The organism is Bradyrhizobium sp. LHD-71 (genome assembly GCF_031157255.1).
Lineage (GTDB): Bacteria > Pseudomonadota > Alphaproteobacteria > Rhizobiales > Xanthobacteraceae > P52-10.
In genome coordinates this window covers 57,510-75,823 of the sequence record NZ_JAVIFX010000009.1, presented here as the reverse complement: position 1 = coordinate 75,823, position 18,314 = coordinate 57,510, and the positions used below count along the sequence as shown (strand labels likewise).

The 18,314-nt window shown below is 61.1% G+C and carries 17 protein-coding genes; 2 read left to right on the top strand and 15 right to left on the bottom strand.

Annotated features, from left to right (window positions below):
• Positions 1–12: 12 nt before the first annotated feature.
• The 8 genes from RCO31_RS11780 to RCO31_RS11745 form a co-directional block, all read right to left on the bottom strand.
• Positions 13–801 carry an enoyl-CoA hydratase/isomerase family protein gene (locus RCO31_RS11780; protein WP_308968527.1) on the bottom strand — a complete coding sequence of 263 codons (789 nt, stop codon included), beginning with the start codon at positions 799–801 and terminating at the stop codon, positions 13–15.
• A 123-nt stretch (positions 802–924) separates the two neighbouring features.
• Positions 925–1,908, bottom strand: a complete 984-nt coding sequence (locus tag RCO31_RS11775) for a LysR family transcriptional regulator (RefSeq protein ID WP_308968526.1) — start codon at positions 1,906–1,908, stop codon at positions 925–927.
• A 355-nt stretch (positions 1,909–2,263) separates the two neighbouring features.
• The gene (locus RCO31_RS11770; protein WP_308968525.1) at positions 2,264–3,775 is read right to left on the bottom strand and encodes a tripartite tricarboxylate transporter permease; all 1,512 of its coding nucleotides are present in this window, start codon (positions 3,773–3,775) and stop codon (positions 2,264–2,266) included.
• A gap of 9 nt (positions 3,776–3,784) precedes the next feature.
• Positions 3,785–4,246: a tripartite tricarboxylate transporter TctB family protein gene (locus RCO31_RS11765; protein WP_308968524.1), complete on the bottom strand. Its 462-nt coding sequence runs from the start codon at positions 4,244–4,246 to the stop codon at positions 3,785–3,787.
• 143 nt (positions 4,247–4,389) lie between these two features.
• Positions 4,390–5,328, bottom strand: coding sequence for a tripartite tricarboxylate transporter substrate binding protein (locus tag RCO31_RS11760; protein ID WP_308968688.1), 939 nt, complete (start codon positions 5,326–5,328; stop codon positions 4,390–4,392).
• Between the two features lie 313 nt (positions 5,329–5,641).
• On the bottom strand, positions 5,642–6,604 hold the full coding sequence (locus tag RCO31_RS11755) for a tripartite tricarboxylate transporter substrate binding protein (RefSeq protein ID WP_308968522.1): 963 nt from the start codon (positions 6,602–6,604) through the stop codon (positions 5,642–5,644).
• Between the two features lie 147 nt (positions 6,605–6,751).
• On the bottom strand, positions 6,752–7,717 hold the full coding sequence (locus RCO31_RS11750) for a tripartite tricarboxylate transporter substrate binding protein (RefSeq protein WP_308968521.1): 966 nt from the start codon (positions 7,715–7,717) through the stop codon (positions 6,752–6,754).
• Between the two features lie 218 nt (positions 7,718–7,935).
• On the bottom strand, positions 7,936–8,904 hold the full coding sequence (locus tag RCO31_RS11745) for a tripartite tricarboxylate transporter substrate binding protein (protein ID WP_308968520.1): 969 nt from the start codon (positions 8,902–8,904) through the stop codon (positions 7,936–7,938).
• 244 nt (positions 8,905–9,148) lie between these two features.
• Here RCO31_RS11745 and RCO31_RS11740 point away from each other — a divergent pair, with 244 nt between their 5' ends.
• Together RCO31_RS11740 and RCO31_RS11735 are read left to right on the top strand one after the other, a co-directional pair.
• Positions 9,149–9,601, top strand: a complete 453-nt coding sequence (locus RCO31_RS11740; protein WP_308968519.1) for an Rrf2 family transcriptional regulator — start codon at positions 9,149–9,151, stop codon at positions 9,599–9,601.
• Entirely contained in the window at positions 9,598–10,620 is a 1,023-nt protein-coding gene (locus RCO31_RS11735) for an NAD(P)/FAD-dependent oxidoreductase (protein WP_308968518.1), read from the top strand. Before RCO31_RS11740 ends, RCO31_RS11735 begins: the two co-directional genes overlap by 4 nt.
• A 117-nt stretch (positions 10,621–10,737) precedes the next feature.
• Here RCO31_RS11735 and RCO31_RS11730 read toward each other — a convergent pair whose 3' ends face one another.
• The 7 genes from RCO31_RS11730 to RCO31_RS11700 all read right to left on the bottom strand — a co-directional run bounded on the left by RCO31_RS11730 (position 10,738) and on the right by RCO31_RS11700 (position 18,178).
• Complete coding sequence (locus RCO31_RS11730; RefSeq protein WP_308968517.1) at positions 10,738–11,706, bottom strand: tripartite tricarboxylate transporter substrate binding protein; 969 nt, start codon at positions 11,704–11,706, stop codon at positions 10,738–10,740.
• 303 nt (positions 11,707–12,009) lie between these two features.
• Positions 12,010–12,807 (bottom strand): phytanoyl-CoA dioxygenase family protein, encoded by a 798-nt coding sequence (locus RCO31_RS11725; protein WP_308968516.1) that lies wholly within the window; start codon positions 12,805–12,807, stop codon positions 12,010–12,012.
• A gap of 39 nt (positions 12,808–12,846) precedes the next feature.
• On the bottom strand, positions 12,847–13,515 hold the full coding sequence (locus tag RCO31_RS11720) for a GntR family transcriptional regulator (RefSeq protein ID WP_308968515.1): 669 nt from the start codon (positions 13,513–13,515) through the stop codon (positions 12,847–12,849).
• 124 nt (positions 13,516–13,639) lie between these two features.
• Positions 13,640–14,611, bottom strand: a complete 972-nt coding sequence (locus RCO31_RS11715) for a glycosyltransferase family 2 protein (protein ID WP_308968514.1) — start codon at positions 14,609–14,611, stop codon at positions 13,640–13,642.
• 224 nt (positions 14,612–14,835) lie between these two features.
• Complete coding sequence (locus tag RCO31_RS11710; protein ID WP_308968513.1) at positions 14,836–15,627, bottom strand: phytanoyl-CoA dioxygenase family protein; 792 nt, start codon at positions 15,625–15,627, stop codon at positions 14,836–14,838.
• 277 nt (positions 15,628–15,904) lie between these two features.
• Positions 15,905–16,909, bottom strand: coding sequence for an NAD-dependent epimerase (locus tag RCO31_RS11705; protein ID WP_308968512.1), 1,005 nt, complete (start codon positions 16,907–16,909; stop codon positions 15,905–15,907).
• 78 nt (positions 16,910–16,987) lie between these two features.
• A complete protein-coding gene (locus tag RCO31_RS11700) occupies positions 16,988–18,178 on the bottom strand; it encodes a DegT/DnrJ/EryC1/StrS family aminotransferase (protein ID WP_308968511.1) in 1,191 nt (396 codons plus the stop codon).
• Positions 18,179–18,314: the final 136 nt, after the last annotated feature.

Below are 18,314 nucleotides of genomic sequence, written 5' to 3'. Positions count from 1 at the left end.
GCCTCACCTCGCCTACCCGGCCTTCTTCTTCGTCTTCCGATAATCCGGCTCGCGCTTCTCGCGCATCGAGGCGGCTGCCTCTTTACGCTCTTCGCTGATCTGCTGCGGCCAGATGTAGTGCACGTAATCCATCTCGCGCTGCAGATATTCCATATGCATCGCCTTGTAGTGTCCGTACTTGATCGCCTTGATGTAGAGCTGGGGGATAGTCTTGATCATCTCCGCCCAGCGCTCGGCCGCGGCGAGCAGTTCGCTCTCAGGCACCACCTCGTTGACGATGCCGAACTGATAGGCGCGTTGCGCATCCATGAAGCGTCCGCCCTTGTAGGCAAGCATCATGAACTCGAGGCTGATCTTGAACGGCATCAGCGGCACATAGTCGATCGGAGCGATCGAAATGCCGGCACGCGCCTCGGGAAAGCCGAGCCGCGCATTCTCGGCCATGATCGTGAAATCACAACCACGCACGGCGAAAGCGTAGCCGCCACCCATGCAGTTGCCCTGCACTGCGGCGATCAGCGGCTTGAAGGTTTCAGTACCGTTGCGGGGATAGGCCTGATGCATCAGGTGCGGGATTTCGTTCTTCACTTCCCCCGGATTGAGGTCGAGGCCAACGCAAAAATCGCGCCCTTCGGCGCGCAGGATGCCGACGCGCGCGGAGTCGTCCTTCTCGAACTTCGGCCACACCTTGATCAATTCGTGCGAGAGTTCGTCGTTCAACGCGTTGCGTCGATGCGGTCGGTTCAGCGTGATATAGGCAATCTCATTCTTCACTTCGTATGTGAGGACGGGTTCGGCCACGATGGTCTCCTCTTCCACTGGCGCAGCGCCTCCGACAGCCCCCCAACTTGCAGGCAGGCGACCGCGCGGCGCGGCAGCATTGTTGCTGCGGCACCGTAGGCAAACAGCGTCGCTTGGAAACTCTTAGAGCCGTTCCGACTGCCGTTCGGAATGCGGTACGACCGGCGGCACGTTGGGAATCGTGTGCTCGACTTCCTCTTCCGGCGAGCGCCCGCCGCCCCACCGCTCGAGCAAATGCTGCGCAAACAATTGCACACGGAAAGGCAGGTGCCGATCAGGATAGACAAGGCGGACGGCATAGTCGTCTCCGCCGGGATCGACGCAGCGATATCTCGGCAGCAGCCTTACGAGCCTCCCTTGCGCGATTTCCGCGCCAATCATGTTCTCGCTGATACGAATGACACCAGTGCCCTTCAATGCAAGATCGCGCAGCAGCAGATAGGAATTGCACTCGATCACCGGACGCAATGGCTGCATCACCACTGCCCCGTCCTCCTGGCGAAAATGCCACGTTGTCGGCTCGTTGAGCGAATGGTTGAGGATGTCGAGGCGGTCGAGATCGCGCGGTGTTACCGGCACGAAATGACGCCCGAGATAGTCAGGCGACGCGCAGACGAAGCGGTGATAGTTCCGGATCCTGCGGCCGACGAAATTTCCCTCCGGCATCGGACCGGAATGAATGGCGATGTCGTAGCCTTCGGTGACGAGGCGCGCCGGCCGGTCGCTGATCGTGATCTGAAAATGAACGTCCGGGTAAGCGATACGAAATTCGCGGATCGTGTCGTTCAGATAGGTATGTCCGGTGTAGATGTGAGAGGCGACGCGGACGACGCCGCGTGGCACCCCCTCCAGCGACGACAGCTCGTCGATCAACTGGTCATGGCGGTTGAGGTTGTCGCGCGCCCAGGACAGGCAAGCCTGCCCGGCGTTGGTCAGCATCAGGTTGCGTGTGGTGCGCACGACGAGCCGACTGTTCAGCGTCTGCTCCAGCGCGGTGATCCGACGGCTTGCGAAGGACGGCGAGATGCCCTCCGCGCGCGCGGCAGCGGCGATGCTGCCAAGCTCGGCGACCTTCACGAACAATCGAAGCAGATCGAGATCGAACATCCAGTTCCCTCCGTGCGCCCCTCTCGTCGAACAGTCGCACCGGTATCCTGTTTCTGACGCCCGCCACGCGTCTTTCACGCGGGCGTCAGAAACGAAAAGGACACCACCGACCTTATTCCAGCGCGGTCCTCGGTTCTGACGTTCCGACGAAGCTGATTGCAGCAGGCCGGTCGAAACGTCAGAACAGCGCGCCAGTGCACCGTTTCGCTGTGTGGAACATAGCAGGACCGGTCGGCGACGCCAGCGTCATTGGCCCGTCGATGGCAAATAGGTGGTTGCAGCGCCAGCATAGCCGGTGGAAACAATAAAAAGCCGGCCAAAATGGCCGGCTTTTTCCGATCGTGGACACTGTCGCTCAGGACGCTTCGGAATCGAGCGCCACCACCTCGCGCTTCTTGCGGATCGTCGGCAACATCGGACTGAGCAGCAGGCCGACGGCGATGATCAGACAGGCCGCGGAGATCGGTCGCTGCAGGAACGTGGCGAGATCACCCTGCGACAGGATCAACGCCTTGCGCAGATTGTTCTCCAGCAGCGGCCCCAGCACGAAGGCCAGTACCAGCGGCGCGGGCTCGAAGCCGAACTTGCGCATGAAGTAGCCCGTGATGCCGAAGAAGATCATGACGTAGATGTCGAAGACATTGTTGCCCGAAGCGTACACACCGATGATCGTGAACAGGAGGATCAAAGGGAACAGCACGTTGTAGGGCAGCTTCAGCAGTCGTACCCACATTCCGATCAGCGGCAGATTGAGCACCAGCAGCATCAGGTTGCCGATGTACATGCTGGCGATGATGCCCCAGAACAATTTCGGGTTCTGCGCGATCATCAAAGGTCCTGGCTGGAGCCCGTGGATGATGAATGCGCCGAGCAGCAGCGCCATCACCACGTTCGGCGGGATACCCAGCGTCATCAATGGAATGAACGCGCCACCGGCAGCCGCGTTATTGGCGGCCTCCGGTCCGGCGACGCCCTCGATCACGCCTTTGCCGAAGCGTTCGGGGTAGGACGACAGCCGCTTTTCAAGCGCATAGGACGCGAAAGTGGACACCACCGCGCCGCCGCCCGGCAACACGCCCAGAAAGAAGCCGAGCACAGTGCCGCGGCCGATCGGCCCCGCGCTCCGCTTCCAGTCATCCTTGTTGGGGAACATGTTCGAAATGTTGGCCGAAACGACCTCGCGCTTCAGCGACTGCTCGGTGTTGTAGAGAACCTCCGCAACGCCGAACAGGCCCATAACCAGCGGAACGATGCCGATGCCGTCGATGAAGTGGATGCTGCCGAAAGTCAGGCGCGGCTGCGCATTGATGCTGTCGAGACCGACCAGTCCCAGAACCAGGCCGAGACAGGCCATCAGCAGCGCCTTGGCCATCGAGCCTTGCGTCAAGAAGGTCAGCATTACCAGGCCGAGAACCATCAGGCTGAAGTATTCGGCGGGGCCGAATGCAATGGCGATTTCGGCAAGCCGTGGCGCGATCAGCATCAGCAGGATGATCGCGAAGGTGCCGGCGATGAAAGACCCCAGCGCCGAGATGCCGAGCGCGGGTCCGGCGCGACCCTGCTTCGCCATCTGGTGGCCATCGATACATGTGACGACGGAGGCCGCCTCGCCGGGAATATTGACGAGGATCGACGTCGTCGATCCTCCGTACATGGCACCATAGTAGATGCCGGCCATCATGATGATGCCGGATTCGGGCGTGCCCGCGAGCGTCACCGGCAACAATAGTGACATTGCCGAAACCGGCCCGATGCCCGGCAGCACGCCGACCAGCGTGCCGATGAAGACGCCGATGAAGCAGTGAAGCAGATTGATCGGCTGAAGCGCGACGCCAAAGCCCTGCGCGACGAGATTGAGCGTTTCCATGGCCGGCCCCTATCCAATCCCGAAAGCGCCCGAGGGCAACTGAATGAGCAGCAGCTTCTGAAGCACATACCAGGCGACGAGCGGCACAAGAATCGCGATCGGGATCGCCCGCGACCACGCGACGGGATCGATGACGCGCAGAAGAGCAATCAGGAGGATGATGGTCGAGACCAGAAAGCCGAGCGTCTCGAACAGCAGCGTGAACGCAATAAGCAGCGCGATCACGATCAACGGCTTGGTCCAGAGCACGTTGCGCCAGAGCGACAGGAAGGTCGGACCGCCGTCCTTGATCGCGCTGTACAGGATGATCAGCGAGAACAGGATCATCAGCAGGCCGGCATAGAACATCACATAGCCGGAGCCGGGATCGTTGATCGAGCCGAGGCCAAGGGTGTAGCCCGACCAGACCACGAAAGCGCTTAGAGCCAGCCCCGCAAGACCGCTCCACAACTCGGTGTTATCGATTCTCACAACTCTTTCCCCTTCGCGCGCGACATCCCCGCACGTACGATCGTCACTCGTCAGTGGCGGACAAACGACGAGACACCGCCGTCATTCGTCCGCCCATGAGTTAGACGAGCGAGGTCGCCGGAAATAGTTCCGGCAGCCGGTCGTCAGTTGGTCTTCTTCCCCAGTCCGAGGCTGTCCACGACCTTGCGTTCGCTATCGGTCACTTCCTTGACGAACTTCACGTAGTCTTCCGTGTTCTTGTAGTTCGCCACCATGTCGTACTTGGCGAGCGTCGCCTTGATCGACGGGTCGTCGATCGCCTTTTTGAAAGCATCGTGCAGCACCTTCACAACCTTGGGGTCCATGCCCTTCGGGCCTGCGAGGCCAAACGGAGAATCGAACACGAATGGATAGCCGAGCTCCTTCAATGTCGGCACATTCGGGTAGTTGGGTGAGCGCTCCGCCGTCCAAAGCATCAGGAGTCGGAGCTTGCCCGCGTCGACCAGCGGCTTCCAGCCAGTCGAATCTGCCTGCAGCATCGTGTGTTGGCCCAGCACTGCAGCATTGGTCTCTGCACCGCCCTTGAACGGCACCATCGTCAGCTTGATGCCGTCCTTGGCCGCAACCTGCTCCATGCCGATATGTAGCGAGCCGCCTGCGCCTGGCGACGCGTAGGTCACCTTGCCGGGATTGGCTTTGGCGTAGTCGACGACGTCCTTCCAGGTCTTGAACGGCCCTTCCGCGCTCGCGGTCACACCGAAGGTGTAGCCGGTGAGATGAACGATGTAGGTGAAGTCCTTGTCTGCATCCCAAGTCGTCTGCTGCATCATCGGCAAGCGGAAGACGGTGATCGGAATTTGCGCGATGGTGTAGCCGTCGGGCTTGGCAGAAGCCGCCATCGTCGCCGGACCGACTGTTCCGTTGCCGCCCGCCTTGTTCTCGATGACAATCGGCTGGCCCAGATGCTTGCTCGCCACCTCCGCGATCGCGCGCAACGTGATGTCGGTCGAGCCGCCTGCCGGCCAGGGCACGATCAGCGTGACGGGTTTGGTCGGAAAATCCTGCGCGCGCGCTTCCACCGAAAGCAGCGTCGTCACCGACATCGCCGCCGCCAGCACCGATGCGACAATTCCGGACCTCAAGTACCTCGTCCTCATTCCATTCCCTCGTGTTGTGGTTCGTGGCATGAGCCCAAACCTTGTTCGCTTCGCATGTTCGGCACGCTGTACGTGGCCATTCGCCGCCCGGCAAGCCCGGTACCCGCTAGAAACGTTTCCAACAGCAAAACCGAAACGGGCCAGGAACCCCAGATTCATCTAATCCGTCTGGCGGAGAAGCTGTCAACCTGTTCCGCAGTGCAAAACGAGGGCGCAAGTGTCGCGCGAGCTCCTTGCCAGAGCTCGCGCGGGGAACAAGCTATTTTTTCGCAAGTCCTAGCTTGGTCAGCGACTCGCGCTCGGCGACCATGTAATCGGCGACAAACTTGGTATAGGTCGCGGCATCCATCCAGTTCGGTATCATATCGTACTTGTCGAGCGCGTCCTTGAACGTCTTGTCATCCATTGCCTTCTTGAACGCGTCCTGAAGCTTCGCCACGACCTTCGGATCCATGCCTTTCGGCCCCGCAACGCCCCAGGGTGAATCGAACACATATGGATAGCCGAGTTGCTTCAACGTCGGCACGCCAGGCAGTTTCGCATTGGGCTCGGCCGTCCACACGTTCACGAACTTCAATCTGCCCGCTTCTGCAAGCGGCTTGGCGTCGAGGCCGGTTGCTCCGCACAGCGTGTGATTGCCCGCCACCGCGAGATTGACCTCGTTCGTGCTCTTGAACGGCACCTCGGTGAACTTGACGCCCGATGCAGCCGCCATCAGCTCCATGCCGATGTTCGGCGACGTGCCATGGCCCGGTGACGCATACGTCAACTTGCCAGGATTGGTCTTCGCGTACTCGATCACGTCCTTCCAGTTGCCGAGCTTGCTCTCGGCGGAGCAGTAGGCGGCGAACACGTAGCCTGCGATATTGGCGATGTAGGTAAAATCCTTCACCGGATCGTAGGTCGCACCTTGCATGATCGGATAGCGGAAGATGCTGATCGGAATCTGCGCGATGGTGTAGCCATCCGGCTTGGCCGATGCAGCCATGGTTGCGCCACCGACCGTGCCGCCACCGCCCGCCTTGTTCTCGACGACGATCGGCTGACCGAGATGCTTGGACGCAGCATCCGCAAGCGCGCGAATGGTGATATCGGTCGCGCCGCCCGCGGCCCACGGGACGATGAAGGTGATAGGTCGCGTTGGAAAGTCCTGCGCCACAGCCGCTGCCGGGGCCAGAGACAGCGCCACGAGCACGCCCCTCAAAAGTTTCGAACTGAGCATTTTTCCTCACTTTGAATTTTCGTCACGATCAACGCGCGGGCGCTCACCTTACAGGGGCCCGTTTGGTAACGATTCCACAACGACCATCATGCCGGCGGGAAACAGAACGGCAAGAGCCGCTGGGGTGCTCCTGCCGCCTGTCTTTTCTCAGTCCTTTCGTTCCAGGCCGATGCGCTTGAGCAGCGCCTCCTCGAGCTTGATCTGCTCGGCCACGGCGGCGTTGTAGTCGGCCGTGTTCTTGTAGTTCGGCACCATGTCGAACCGCGCAAGCGTGTCGATCACCGGCTGCTCTTGCAACGCTTTCCTGAAGGCGTCGTGAATCTTCGCCACCACTTTCGGATCCATGCCCTTCGGTCCGGCAAGGCCCCAAGGAGAGTCGATGACATAGGGGTAGCCAAGATCCTGCAGCGTCGGAATCTCGGGCAGGAACGAGACGCGTTTGGCAGTCCAGACATTGAGAAAGCGTGCCTTGCCGGCATCGACCAGCGGCTTGATGCTGGTGCCGCTAGCGCCGAGCATTACGTGACCCCCGGCGACCGCAGCATTCACTTCGGCTGCGCCCTTGAACGGCACATGCGTGAACTTTACGCCCGACTTCTCCGCAAGCATCTCCATGCCGAGATGCAACGAGGTCCCCGAGCCGGTCGAGCCATAGGTGATCTTGCCTGGGTTGGCCTTTGCATAGGCGATCACGTCTTCCCAGGTCTTGAACGGCGTGTCAGCCCCGGCAAACACCGCGAACACGTAGCCCGTCAGATGGATAATGTAGGTGAAATCGTCGGCCTTCCACGTCGTCTTCTGCATCAACGGCAGGCGATAGACGGTGATCGGCATTTGCGCGAGCGTGTAACCGTCGGGCTTGGCACTTGCAGCCATCGTCGCAGGACCGACCGTGCCGCCGCCACCAGCCTTGTTCTCAATGACAATCGGCTGGCCGAGATGCTTGGCAGCAGCCTCCGCCATCGCGCGCATGGTGATGTCGGTGGGGCCGCCAGCGGGCCAGGGCACGATCAGATTGATCGGCTTGGAGGGATAATCCTGGGCAGACGCCGCACCCGCCAGAACCATGAGACCGAGGGACGCCAGAATAGCTTTCAGACGCGGGTAGTTCATTTTTCCTCTCAGATGAAAGCAGCGAGACCGTCACTTGCGCGGCGGCCGCGGCTCGGTGGATCACGTTATTGTCCGTGACTCTCGTGCTTCGAAGCGTTCGGCTTTTCGTTATAAGATTGACCGTCCGCTTGCGATGAATCTGTATCGTCTTCCTTTCCTTCCATGCCGCTGCTCCGGCAGCGCCGCAGCTCTCTTGCGACCATTGCCGAACGCTCTCGCTACTTCTTCAGAAGTCCAATGCGTTCAAGCAAAGCGCTCTCCAGCTTGATCTGCTCATCGACGGCCAGCTTGTAATCCGCCGAGTTCTTGTAGTTCGGTACCATCTCAAATCGGTCCAGCGTTTCGATCACGGCCGGATCCTCGATCGCCTTCTTGAACGCGTCGTGCAGTTTGACGACGACCTTCGGATCCATGCCTTTCGGACCGGCGATGCCAAAAGGCGAGTCGATCACGAACGGATATCCGAGTTCTTGCAGTGTCGGAACATCGGGAAAAGACTTCTGCCGCTTCGCGGTCCAGACATTCAGGAATCGCGCTTTGCCGGCATCAACGATCTGTTTCGAAGAGGCGCCCCCGGCACCAACCATCACGTGACCGCCGGCGACCGCGGCGTGCAGCTCGGCCGCCCCCTTGAACGGCACATGCGTCAGCTTGATGCCGGCCTTCTCTGCAACCTGCTCTGTGCCGAGGTGCGGCGATCCTCCGGTCCCCGACGAGCCGTAGGTCACCTTGCCCGGATTGGCTTTCGCGTAGTCAACGACATCCTGCCAAGTCTTGAACGGTGTCGTAGCGCTCGCAATGTGGGCAAACACGTAGCCGGTGAGATGAATGATGTAAGTGAAATCATCTGCCTTCCATGTGGTCTGCTGCATCAGCGGCAGCCGATAGACCGTGATTGGCATCTGCGCGATCGTGTAGCCATCGGGCTTTGCGGTCGCAGCCATGGTCGCAGGACCAACTGTGCCGGCGCCGCCCGCCTTGTTCTCGACAATAACCGGCTGGCCGAGGTGCTTCGCCGCGGCCTCACCAAGCGCGCGCATTGCGAGATCGGTCGGACCTCCCGCCGGGAACGGCACGATCAGTGTGATCGGCCTCGTCGGAAAGTTCTGTGCAACGGCATGGAATGGAAACGTAAGCCCGATAGTACCGGCGACAGCCACGGCAAGTGAACGGAGCAATCCCGCCATCCGCGTAACCTCCCTCTTGGAGGCTTGACCTTGATCGGTGCGCCCCTCTGTTTGACAGCATCAAACCAGAGTTCAGCGGCAGGGCAGAAGCAGAATTTTCCGCACCACGGCGGACATTTGCGACGGAAAGTCGTGCAGAACAGGTTCCGAATGTTGACGGTGTAGCGCATCAAACAACGTGCGCGCGTAAACGATCCCGCACTCGCGCTTGACGGCAAGCGCATCATGTATCATACTAAGTTACATGAAACGTGACAGCCGACTTTCAGCCACGCTGCATGCCTTGTTGCACATGGCCGGGCATACACGGCCGATGACATCCGCAGAACTCGCCGAGTGCATGAACACGAATGCCGTTGTCGTGCGTCGGACCATGGCAGGGTTGCGCGACGCGGGCCTCGTCCGCTCCGAGAAGGGACACGGCGGCGGGTGGGAAATCGCCTGTGACCTTTCGCAGGTTACCCTGAAGGATATTTACGATGCGCTTGGTGCGCCGACCTTGCTGGCGATCGGCGTGCACCTCGAGCACCCCTCATGTCTTGTCGAACGAGCCGTCAACCGGACGCTGACCGGCGCCTTTCAGGAAGCGGAGGCGTTGCTTATCGAGAAGCTTGCCGACGTCACGCTCGCCAAGCTTGTGGACGAATTCCGTGCGGGTCTCACGAACCAGCGAAACTCAAAAGGGAGACTTGCATGACCTTCGATGCGGTAATCATCGGTGGAAGCTATGCCGGCCTCTCCGCGGCGTTGCAGCTTGCCCGCGCACGGCGGAACGTGCTGGTGATCGACGGAGGCAGTCGGCGCAATCGCTTTGCCAAAGCCTCACACGGATTTCTGGCACAGGACGGACGCGCGCCCGGCGCGATCGCCGCTACGGCGCGCACGCAATTGATGGCTTATCCGACCGTCACCTGGATCGACGCGTACGCCGCGGCATCGCGCCTGATCGGGAGCGATTTCTCGGTCGAAACAGACAACGGCGAAAGCCACGCCGCCAAACGCCTGATCCTGGCCACAGGCGTCGCAGATCATCTGCCGGACATTCCCGGTCTGGCCGAGCGCTGGGGCCACAGCGTATTTCATTGCCCTTATTGCCATGGCTACGAGCTGGGCGCCGGACCGGTCGGCGTGCTCGCCAGCTCCGCGCTGTCGATGCATCACGCACTCATGCTGCCCGACTGGGGCCCCACGACGCTGTTCGTGAACGAAGCGTTTGCGCCGGACGCGACTCAGCTCGATCAACTGCGCAGGCGCGAGGTGACGCTGGAGTACGAACCGATCACGAAGATCAGCGGCAAAGCCGATATCGAACTCAAGGATGGTCGCGTCATTGCACTGAACGGCCTGTTCACGCTGACGCGAACCGATATGGCTAGCCCCCTCGCCGAGCAGCTCGGCTGCACGTTCGAACAAGGCCCCTTGGGTCCGTTCATCCAGACCAATATGGTCAAGGAGACGACCGTACCGGGTGTCTTCGCCTGCGGCGATGCGGCGCGCGCGGCAGGATCGGTTGCGCTCGCAGTCGGCGACGGCGCACTTGCCGGCGCTTCCGCGCATCAGTCGCTGATCTTCGCGACCTGTGAGGCAAGCGGTTACCGCCACGCGGACAAGCTCTTCAGCCCCGTTTCGTTCATAACGTGCGTTCAATTCAAGTCGAAGTTCGGCCGTCATGCCCGCGAAAGCGGACATCCAGTATTCCAGAGCGGCCGCAAATAGATTTCGAGCGCTTCGGAATGCTGGGTCCCCGCCTTCGCGAGGACGACACTGAAAATGTAAAGAAGGCCTCCCGTGCAGCGGAAGGCCTTCTTTCCGAATGCGGGAGATCTGGCGCCGCTACTTCTTTGCGAGGCCGATGTCGGTCAGCGCCTTGCGTTCCGACACCATGAAGTCCTGCACGAACTTCGTGTAGTCGGCGCTGTCGAGATAGTTCGGCACCATCTCGTACTTTTCAAACGTCGCGAGCACGGACGGATCCTCGAGCGCCCTCTTGAAGGCGTCGTGAAGCTTGGCCACCACCTTCGGGTCCATGCCTTTCGGTCCGGCGAGGCCGAACGGCGAATCGAACACGAATGGAAGACCGACTTCCTTCAGCGTCGGCACATCCGGCAAAAGCTTCACGCGATTTCCTGCCCAGATCGTCAGAAAGCGGAGCTTGCCTGCGTCAGCCAGCGGCTTTGCGCTGAGGCCGCTGGCGCCGAGCATGGTGTGGTTGCCGGCGACGGCGACGTTGACCTCGGATGCGCCCTTGAACGGCACGTGGGTCAGCTTGATGCCCTCCTTCGCCGCCATCTGCTCCATGCCGATGTGCAGTGATGTGCCGGCGCCCGGCGTGGCATAACTGACTTTGCCCGGGTTTTTCTTCGCGAACGCGACGACGTCGCTCCAGGTTTTGAAGCCAGACTCCTCGCTGGCGAAGGTTGCGAACACGTAGCCGGTGAGATGGACGATGTAGGTGAAATCCTTCAAGGGATCCCAGGTCGTCTCCTGCATGATTGGCAGGCGGTATACGCCGATCGGAATCTGCGCGATCGTGTAGCCGTCGGGCTTCGCGGTCGCAGCCATGGTCGCAGGACCCAACGCACCGCCGCCACCTGCCTTGTTCTCGACGATGATCGGCTGGCCGAGATGCTTGGATGCAACTTCGGCGATGGCGCGCATGGCGACGTCGGTCGGCCCACCTGCGGTCCACGGAATAATGAGGGTCACCGGCTTGACGGGATAGTCCTGCGCATATGCAGGGACGGCGAGCGCGCCAAGGAGCGTGGCCGCGCCAAGCGCCGTCAGGAGTTGACGTCGAATCATTGATTTTCCTTTTCTTTTTTGCCGGATCGCGGCGGCGCGAGGTAACCGCCCGGCGTTGCGCCGCGCAAGCGCCGGAACCGCAGCAGAGACGTGCAGGTCCCGACGTGCACGGCCTCTCGGCAGGCGAGTCTGCGCCAATTCATCGGCCGAAAAGGAAATGAAACGATCGCCACTTGGCGATTGGCAGCGAAAATATTTCAACCGGCCTGCTGGCAACCGCCATTGGCGAGCCGCCGGGCTGAATGCGCGGCGCCACGGCCAGACCCTGGCCGTGGCGCCGTGGCACAACCGATAAACCGAGTTCTAGGCGGCCTGTCTTGTGCGCCGGGCGAGTTGCCTTAGCGCGTCGTCCTCAACCGGCTCGATCGGCGAGAAGTCGCGATGCGCGATGAACTCCGGTCGGGTCGGCGTGCGGATGTAATTCGAGACCGCATTCAGCGTCAGATACACGATCTTGCGCGGATAAGGCGTGATGTTTCCTGCGGACCCGTGCACCAGATTGCCGTGAAACATCAGCACGCCACCAGGCTTGCCTGTCGGCGCGACGATTCCACCTTCGCGCACCAGCCGGGTCACCGTCTCTTCATCGAGCGTCCATAACGGATAGGAGGTGGTCTCCCTGTCGTGGGAAGCTTTCAAATCACCTGCCGTCTGGCTCTTCGGCACGAGCAGCAGCGGCCCGTTGATGTGCATGACCTCATCAAGAAAGACCGAAATGTTCATTGCGCGCGGCTCGGGCATCCCGTCGTCCCGCTTCCAGGTGCCGTAGTCCTGGTGCCACTGCCAGACCTCGCCGGTGAAGGCCGACTTCGCATTGATCTTGAACTGATGGGTGTAGAGCTTCTCGCCAAAGATCTGCTCGACAGGCTCGATCAGGCGCGGATGCGCGCCAAGAAGACGAAAAGGCTCGCTGTAAGTGTGGGCAGCGAAGGCGGTCCGGGGCGCTCCGCTCTTCTCGCGCCAGACCTCCGGACGATCCTGCCGATAGATCGCTTCGGCTTCAGCCTTGAGCAACTCCGTCTCCTCGGCATCGAACACGTCCGGCAGGAAGAGCCAGCCTTCGGTGTGGAAACTTTCGATTTGTTCTGCAGTCAGTTTCATCGCGTTTCCTCCTTGTGGTTTGTCGGGCTTCCTCGTCTGTCAGGCCGCTTCGCTGGCCCTTAGATGCGCCTCTGTCATTCGGCCGGCCGCGAGCGCATGCGATTTCGCGGCATGCTCGGCGCCGTCCGGATCGCCGGCGAAAACGCGTTCGACGATCGCTCTGTGCTCCTCCCAGACGGTCACCGGATAGCCAGGCTGCGACAACACACACGCCATGGACCTCCGCATGTGCGGCCACTGCGGACCGACCGTGTGCTCGATCACGGGATTGCCGGAAAGTTCGTAGAGGGCCCGGTGGAACGCAACGTCCAGCTCGATCAACCGCGGCAGTGGGGTTTCAGGCGTAATCTCGGTTCCGCTCCGCAGGGCATCCTCCAGCTTGCGACGCGAGGCGCGATCCAGGCGCGAACAGGCCGCGAGCCTCGCGGCGAGGCCATCGAGCGCACCGCGCACCTCGTACAGGCGCAGGATATGATCGGGATCGAGCGGCGCTACCCGGAAGCCTTTGCGACCGGCCTCCATCACCAGCCCCTGCCGGTGCAGCAGATGGAGGGCGTGGCTGATCGGCTGGCGCGAGACCGAGAGGCGCTCCGCCAGTTCGCCCTGCCGGATGCGGCATCCAGGCGCAAGCGTGTGATCAGCGATAGCATCCAGAAGCCGCTGATAAACCTGCGCAATCAGACTTGGCGTCTCTTCGAGAGGCAGCATCAGGCTTAGGCCCTGTCCGAATACGGAATTCCGAATTCTAATACTGAGTAGCCTGGAGGTCAATTGAGCCGGCTTACGCGGCAGGTACTGCGCCCGGCGCCTGGACTGAAAACGGTCGGCCGGACTAAGGCACCGGCGCGTGGGCGAGATAGGCTAGCCGTTTCGCCTCGCGACGCGCCTTCGTCACCGTGTCGAGCACGAGACCGATGGAGAAGCTCATCACGCCGATGAGCATGAGGCCAGTCGCCAGCAGGGCCGTCGGAAAGCGTGGCACAAGCCCCGTGGCCACGAATTCGGCGATCACTGGAACGCCGAGCCAAAGGCTTGCCAAGGCAAAACCGACGGCGATCGTGCCGAACACTTGAAACGGATGCTCGTCCTTCACCAGCCGCGAGATCAGGAAGAGAATCCGCAGGCCGTCGCGCCAGGTGCTGAGCTTGCTGGATGAGCCCTCCGGGCGAACGCCGTAGATCGTCGGCATCTCGGCGGCGGGCATGCGCAGTTCCAGCGCGTGGATCGTCAGCTCGGTTTCAATCTCAAAGCCCTGCGACTCGGCCGGAAACGATTTGACGAAACGTCGCGAGAGGATCTTGTAACCCGACAGCATGTCGCTGAACCGGTGACCGAAGATCCATTGCACGAGATCGCTCAGCAGCCGGTTGCCGAAACGGTGTCCGGCGCGATAGGCGTTGGCGCGTTTGTCGATCCGCGCGCCGTTGACGAAATCAAGTGACTGCTCGCGCATCGTCGCGATCAACGCTGGTGCTACTTCGAGATCATACGTGTTATCGCCGTCGACCATGACATAGATGTCGGCATCGATGTCGGCGAACATGCGCCGGACTACGTTGCCCTTGCCTTGATAACGTTCGTTGGCGACAATCGCGCCCGCCGCCCGTGCGATCTTTGCCGTGTCGTCAAGTGAGTTGTTGTCGTAGACATAGACTGCGGCGCCGGGCAGCGCGGCTTTCGCCCGAGCAACCACGGCAGCGATCGTCGGCGCTTCGTTGTAGCAGGGAACGATCACGGCAATGCGCAGCGAAGCCTGATGTTCGCTGCTCGCCTCACTATCGGCCTTCAAATCGGCGCATGTCATCGTCGCAACCGTACACGATTTCGGCGCACCCAGCGACGGCAGCCCAAATGCGATGAATTTCAAGTTAAAGTTTTAGCGCCGCGATCGCGACCCATCTCCACCCGCCGAGGCCCCGGTCCGTCGGTGCAGCGAGTGGCACGATTCACTTGGCGCCCCCGAGGCGGGTAGCGTTTTAGAAAGTCGATCGAAGTACCCGGGATCGCGCAGCGACCCCGGGTGTCTTATCAGAAAGGTAGTCCACAAGCCTGACGGATGGCGACCTGAACCGGCGACGGCGGCAGGGCCGGATCAAACTCGCCTCTCGGCATAAGCGGTGGCTGCGCCATGAAGCGTGGACGTTTTCCACGGTGCGGTTGGGCCGCATGGACAAGGAACGGATGGCACAAATAGACCGTGCCCGCCGCACCGGTCGCAAGTTCAACCTCGCAATCCTCCGTCGACGCGAAACCGTTGGCGGAGAGCTGCCTGAGCGTCGCGCCCGCGTCGCCATAGGGCAGCAACTCTCGCGCGATGATGGCGTGCGAACGTTTGCGTATCCGCGTCGGCGCGTCATCGGGCCCCACATCCGAGAACAGGAAAAGCATGAGCAATGCCCGTCCACGGCTCGTCACGTTGGCGCGCCACGACATGAAATCCGGATCGTCGTCGCCAAAGCTCATGTCCACATGCAAGCCATCATCGCCTGGCGCATCTTGTGAAGGGAACCGGATAGGAAACGTCCCAAGACCTCTTGGCGCAACCCATCGATCCTTGCCGACGAGTTGATCGTAGGCACGGTGCAGAAGCCCTGTGTTGGCCGCCTCTATGAACGGGGGCGATGCCTTAGACCCAACTCGGACAACGGGTTGAATCCAGTTCTCGGGGTGGTCTGGCGACAGACCAATGTCCGCCCACAATTCATCTCTGCATCGCTTGGCAACGTCGGTGCAGAAGGCGGTTTCGACTTTGACAAAACCGTCGGCGATAAACGCCTGGACCTGATGCAAGGTCAGCCCGATATGCTCGGTTCTATGCATGACACATTCTCCATTTCGGCCACCGCTTCAGCGGCTCCATGCTTGATCTGATTGGCGCGGATACGCCGGACGACTTGGGTCGTCAGATCAGCGGGAAGAATGTGGACATGAACATCATGCTGGAAACGTATACTGAAGATGAGAGCGGAATCAAGATCTGCAGGATTCGAGCGAAGCGCGCCGTTCTTCGAACCGCAATAGGCGAGCGAAGCGACGCCGTTCTTCGAACGGCTATGGCGCGGAGACGACGAGATGGATCACGATCCTCGTCGAGGCTTCAGGCGCGGTGATAGTCGCGGTACCAGGCGACGAATCGGCGAATCCCCTCCTCGATCGAGGTCTTCGGACGAAAGCCGATCTCACGCGCTAGGTCGGTAACGTCGGCATAGGTTTCAGGCACGTCACCCGGCTGCATCGGCAGAAATTCCTTGTGCGCCGTCCGTCCAAGCTCACGTTCAAACAACGCGACGACCGTCATCAGATCTTCCGGCTTGTTGTTGCCGATGTTATAGACGCGCCACGGCGCGGCGCTGGTTCCCGGGTCGCTGGCCGCGCCACCAGCTTGCGGTACGTGCTCTACCAGCCGTTCGATCGCCTCGACCACATCGTCGATATAGGTGAAATCACGCCGCATGTCGCCGTTGTTGAACAACCGGATCGGTCGGCCGTTCGTGATCGCATCGGCAAAAAGATACATCGCCATGTCCGGCCGGCCCCAGGGCCCGTAGACGGTGAAGAAGCGCAGGCCCGTGCAAGGCAGCCGGTAGAGGTGGCTGTAGGCATGGGCCATCAGTTCGTTCGCCTTCTTGGTTGCGGCGTAGAGGCTGATCGGATGGTCGACGCTATCATGAATCGAAAACGGCACCTTTGTGTTGGCGCCGTACACCGAGGATGACGATGCGTAGAGCAGATGCCCGCAGCCGTTGTGACGACAGGCCTCGAGCACATTGAGGAAGCCGTCCAGGTTTGCGCTGGCATAGTCGTGCGGGTGCTCGATCGAGTAGCGCACGCCTGCCTGGGCGGCGAGATGGATCACGCGCTTGAAGCGGTGCTGCGCAAACAGGCTGAAGAGACTTCCGCGGTCGGCAAGGTCGATCTTCTCGAACGCGAAGTTCTCATGATTGCGAAGAATATCGAGCCGCGCGTCCTTCAAAGAAGGGTCATAATAGGCGTTGATGCTGTCGAGACCGACGACGGCGCGTCCCTGCTGCAGCAGCCGCTGCGCGACGTGAAAGCCGATGAAGCCGGCCGCGCCGGTGACCAGAACGGCATCCTGCGTCATGGGGCGATCCTACTGGTGCTACTGTGGTTACAGGGCGATGCCTTCCCGCGATCGAGACGGCGACCGATAAGCTGAAGATCAGCGCTGCGCCGCCTTGCCGAGCGCATGCACGATGGACTGCATGGTCATCTCATCAAGATAGGGATGCATCGGCAGGCTCAGCACGCGCCGGCTGACTTTTTCCGACACACGAAGCGTGCCTGCGAGGCGGACGGCCGACTTGTAGGCGGGTTGCTCATGCAACGGGATCGGATAATGGACAGCGGTCGGAACTCCGACCTCCTTCAACGACTGGACGATTTCCTCTCGCCGGTCGGTCTGGATTGTGAACTGCGCCCAGACGCAGGTGCGATCGTTGCGAACGATCGGCGCCTGGATGCCTGGAATCTCCGCGACCATGTCGCGATAGATCCGGCCGATCCGGATGCGCTCGTCGACCTCCCAGTCGAACGTGTCGAGCTTGGCGAGGATGACCGCGCACTGCAGCGTGTCCATCCGCCCGCCGACACCGATCCGGGTGTGGTAGTAGCGGCTCTCCTGACCATGCACCCGCAGTTCGCGCATGGTCTCGGCGAGCTTGCTATCGGAGACGAAGATCGCGCCGCCGTCGCCATAGCAACCGAGCGGTTTGCTCGGAAAGAAGCTGGTGCAGCCGATTGCGGAGACGTTGCAGCTCTTGCGCGAGCGGTACTCGGCGCCGAAGCTTTGCGCAGCATCCTCGATAACAGCAAGGCCATGTTTCGCGGCGACCGTGTTGATCTCGTCCATATCGGCGGTCTGCCCATACAGCGACACCGGCATGATCGCCTTGGTTCGTGGTGTGATCGCCGCCTCGATCAACTCGGCATCGATGTTGCAGGTATCGGGCTCGACGTCGACGAATACGGGCGTCGCACCGAGCAGGACGATCATCTCCGCTGTCGCGACAAACGTGAACGGCGTGGTGATGACCTCGTCCCCCGGGCCGACGCCCAGTGCCATCAGCGCGATCAAGAGCGCATCGGTTCCAGAGCCAACGCTCACGCAGTGATTGGCGCCTGTATACGCTTCGAGCCGCCGCTCCATCTCGCTCACTTCGGGGCCCAGAATGAACTGGCCGTGGTCGAGCACCTTCTGGATCCGTTCGTTGACCGGCGCGCGGATTGACCGCAGTTGCGCCTTCAGATCGATGAACTCGATGGCCATGGTTTTCAGATTCCCCAAGATCGATGCACGGCCGACGAAATCCTTACCCGGCGGCGTGCGCCCTGCCCTCATCAACTGCAACATGGGCGCGACGATTTCCGGAGAATTAGCCTCCCCGCGACCAAACATCAATATTGCCGCAGCCTATCCGGGATGCGGCCAAAATGCGGATTTTGCGGGGAACTAGCGCGTTTATTGCACCGCTGAAACAAAGAGTGCT

Excerpts from the sequence above, each read along its gene's own strand:
- RCO31_RS11775 (WP_308968526.1), bottom strand. The coding sequence starts at position 1,908 with ATGTTCGATCTCGATCTGCTTCGATTGTTCGTGAAGGTCGCCGAGCTT.
- RCO31_RS11770 (WP_308968525.1), bottom strand. The coding sequence starts at position 3,775 with ATGGAAACGCTCAATCTCGTCGCGCAGGGCTTTGGCGTCGCGCTTCAG.
- RCO31_RS11760 (WP_308968688.1), bottom strand. The coding sequence starts at position 5,328 with ATGTCGGTGACGACGCTGCTTTCGGTGGAAGCGCGCGCGCAGGATTTT.
- RCO31_RS11755 (WP_308968522.1), bottom strand. The coding sequence starts at position 6,604 with ATGCTCAGTTCGAAACTTTTGAGGGGCGTGCTCGTGGCGCTGTCTCTG.
- RCO31_RS11750 (WP_308968521.1), bottom strand. The coding sequence starts at position 7,717 with ATGAACTACCCGCGTCTGAAAGCTATTCTGGCGTCCCTCGGTCTCATG.
- RCO31_RS11745 (WP_308968520.1), bottom strand. The coding sequence starts at position 8,904 with ATGGCGGGATTGCTCCGTTCACTTGCCGTGGCTGTCGCCGGTACTATC.
- RCO31_RS11740 (WP_308968519.1), top strand. The coding sequence starts at position 9,149 with ATGAAACGTGACAGCCGACTTTCAGCCACGCTGCATGCCTTGTTGCAC.
- RCO31_RS11735 (WP_308968518.1), top strand. The coding sequence starts at position 9,598 with ATGACCTTCGATGCGGTAATCATCGGTGGAAGCTATGCCGGCCTCTCC.
- RCO31_RS11730 (WP_308968517.1), bottom strand. The coding sequence starts at position 11,706 with ATGATTCGACGTCAACTCCTGACGGCGCTTGGCGCGGCCACGCTCCTT.
- RCO31_RS11725 (WP_308968516.1), bottom strand. The coding sequence starts at position 12,807 with ATGAAACTGACTGCAGAACAAATCGAAAGTTTCCACACCGAAGGCTGG.
- RCO31_RS11720 (WP_308968515.1), bottom strand. The coding sequence starts at position 13,515 with ATGCTGCCTCTCGAAGAGACGCCAAGTCTGATTGCGCAGGTTTATCAG.
- RCO31_RS11715 (WP_308968514.1), bottom strand. The coding sequence starts at position 14,611 with ATGACATGCGCCGATTTGAAGGCCGATAGTGAGGCGAGCAGCGAACAT.
- RCO31_RS11710 (WP_308968513.1), bottom strand. The coding sequence starts at position 15,627 with ATGCATAGAACCGAGCATATCGGGCTGACCTTGCATCAGGTCCAGGCG.
- RCO31_RS11705 (WP_308968512.1), bottom strand. The coding sequence starts at position 16,909 with ATGACGCAGGATGCCGTTCTGGTCACCGGCGCGGCCGGCTTCATCGGC.
- RCO31_RS11700 (WP_308968511.1), bottom strand. The coding sequence starts at position 18,178 with ATGTTGCAGTTGATGAGGGCAGGGCGCACGCCGCCGGGTAAGGATTTC.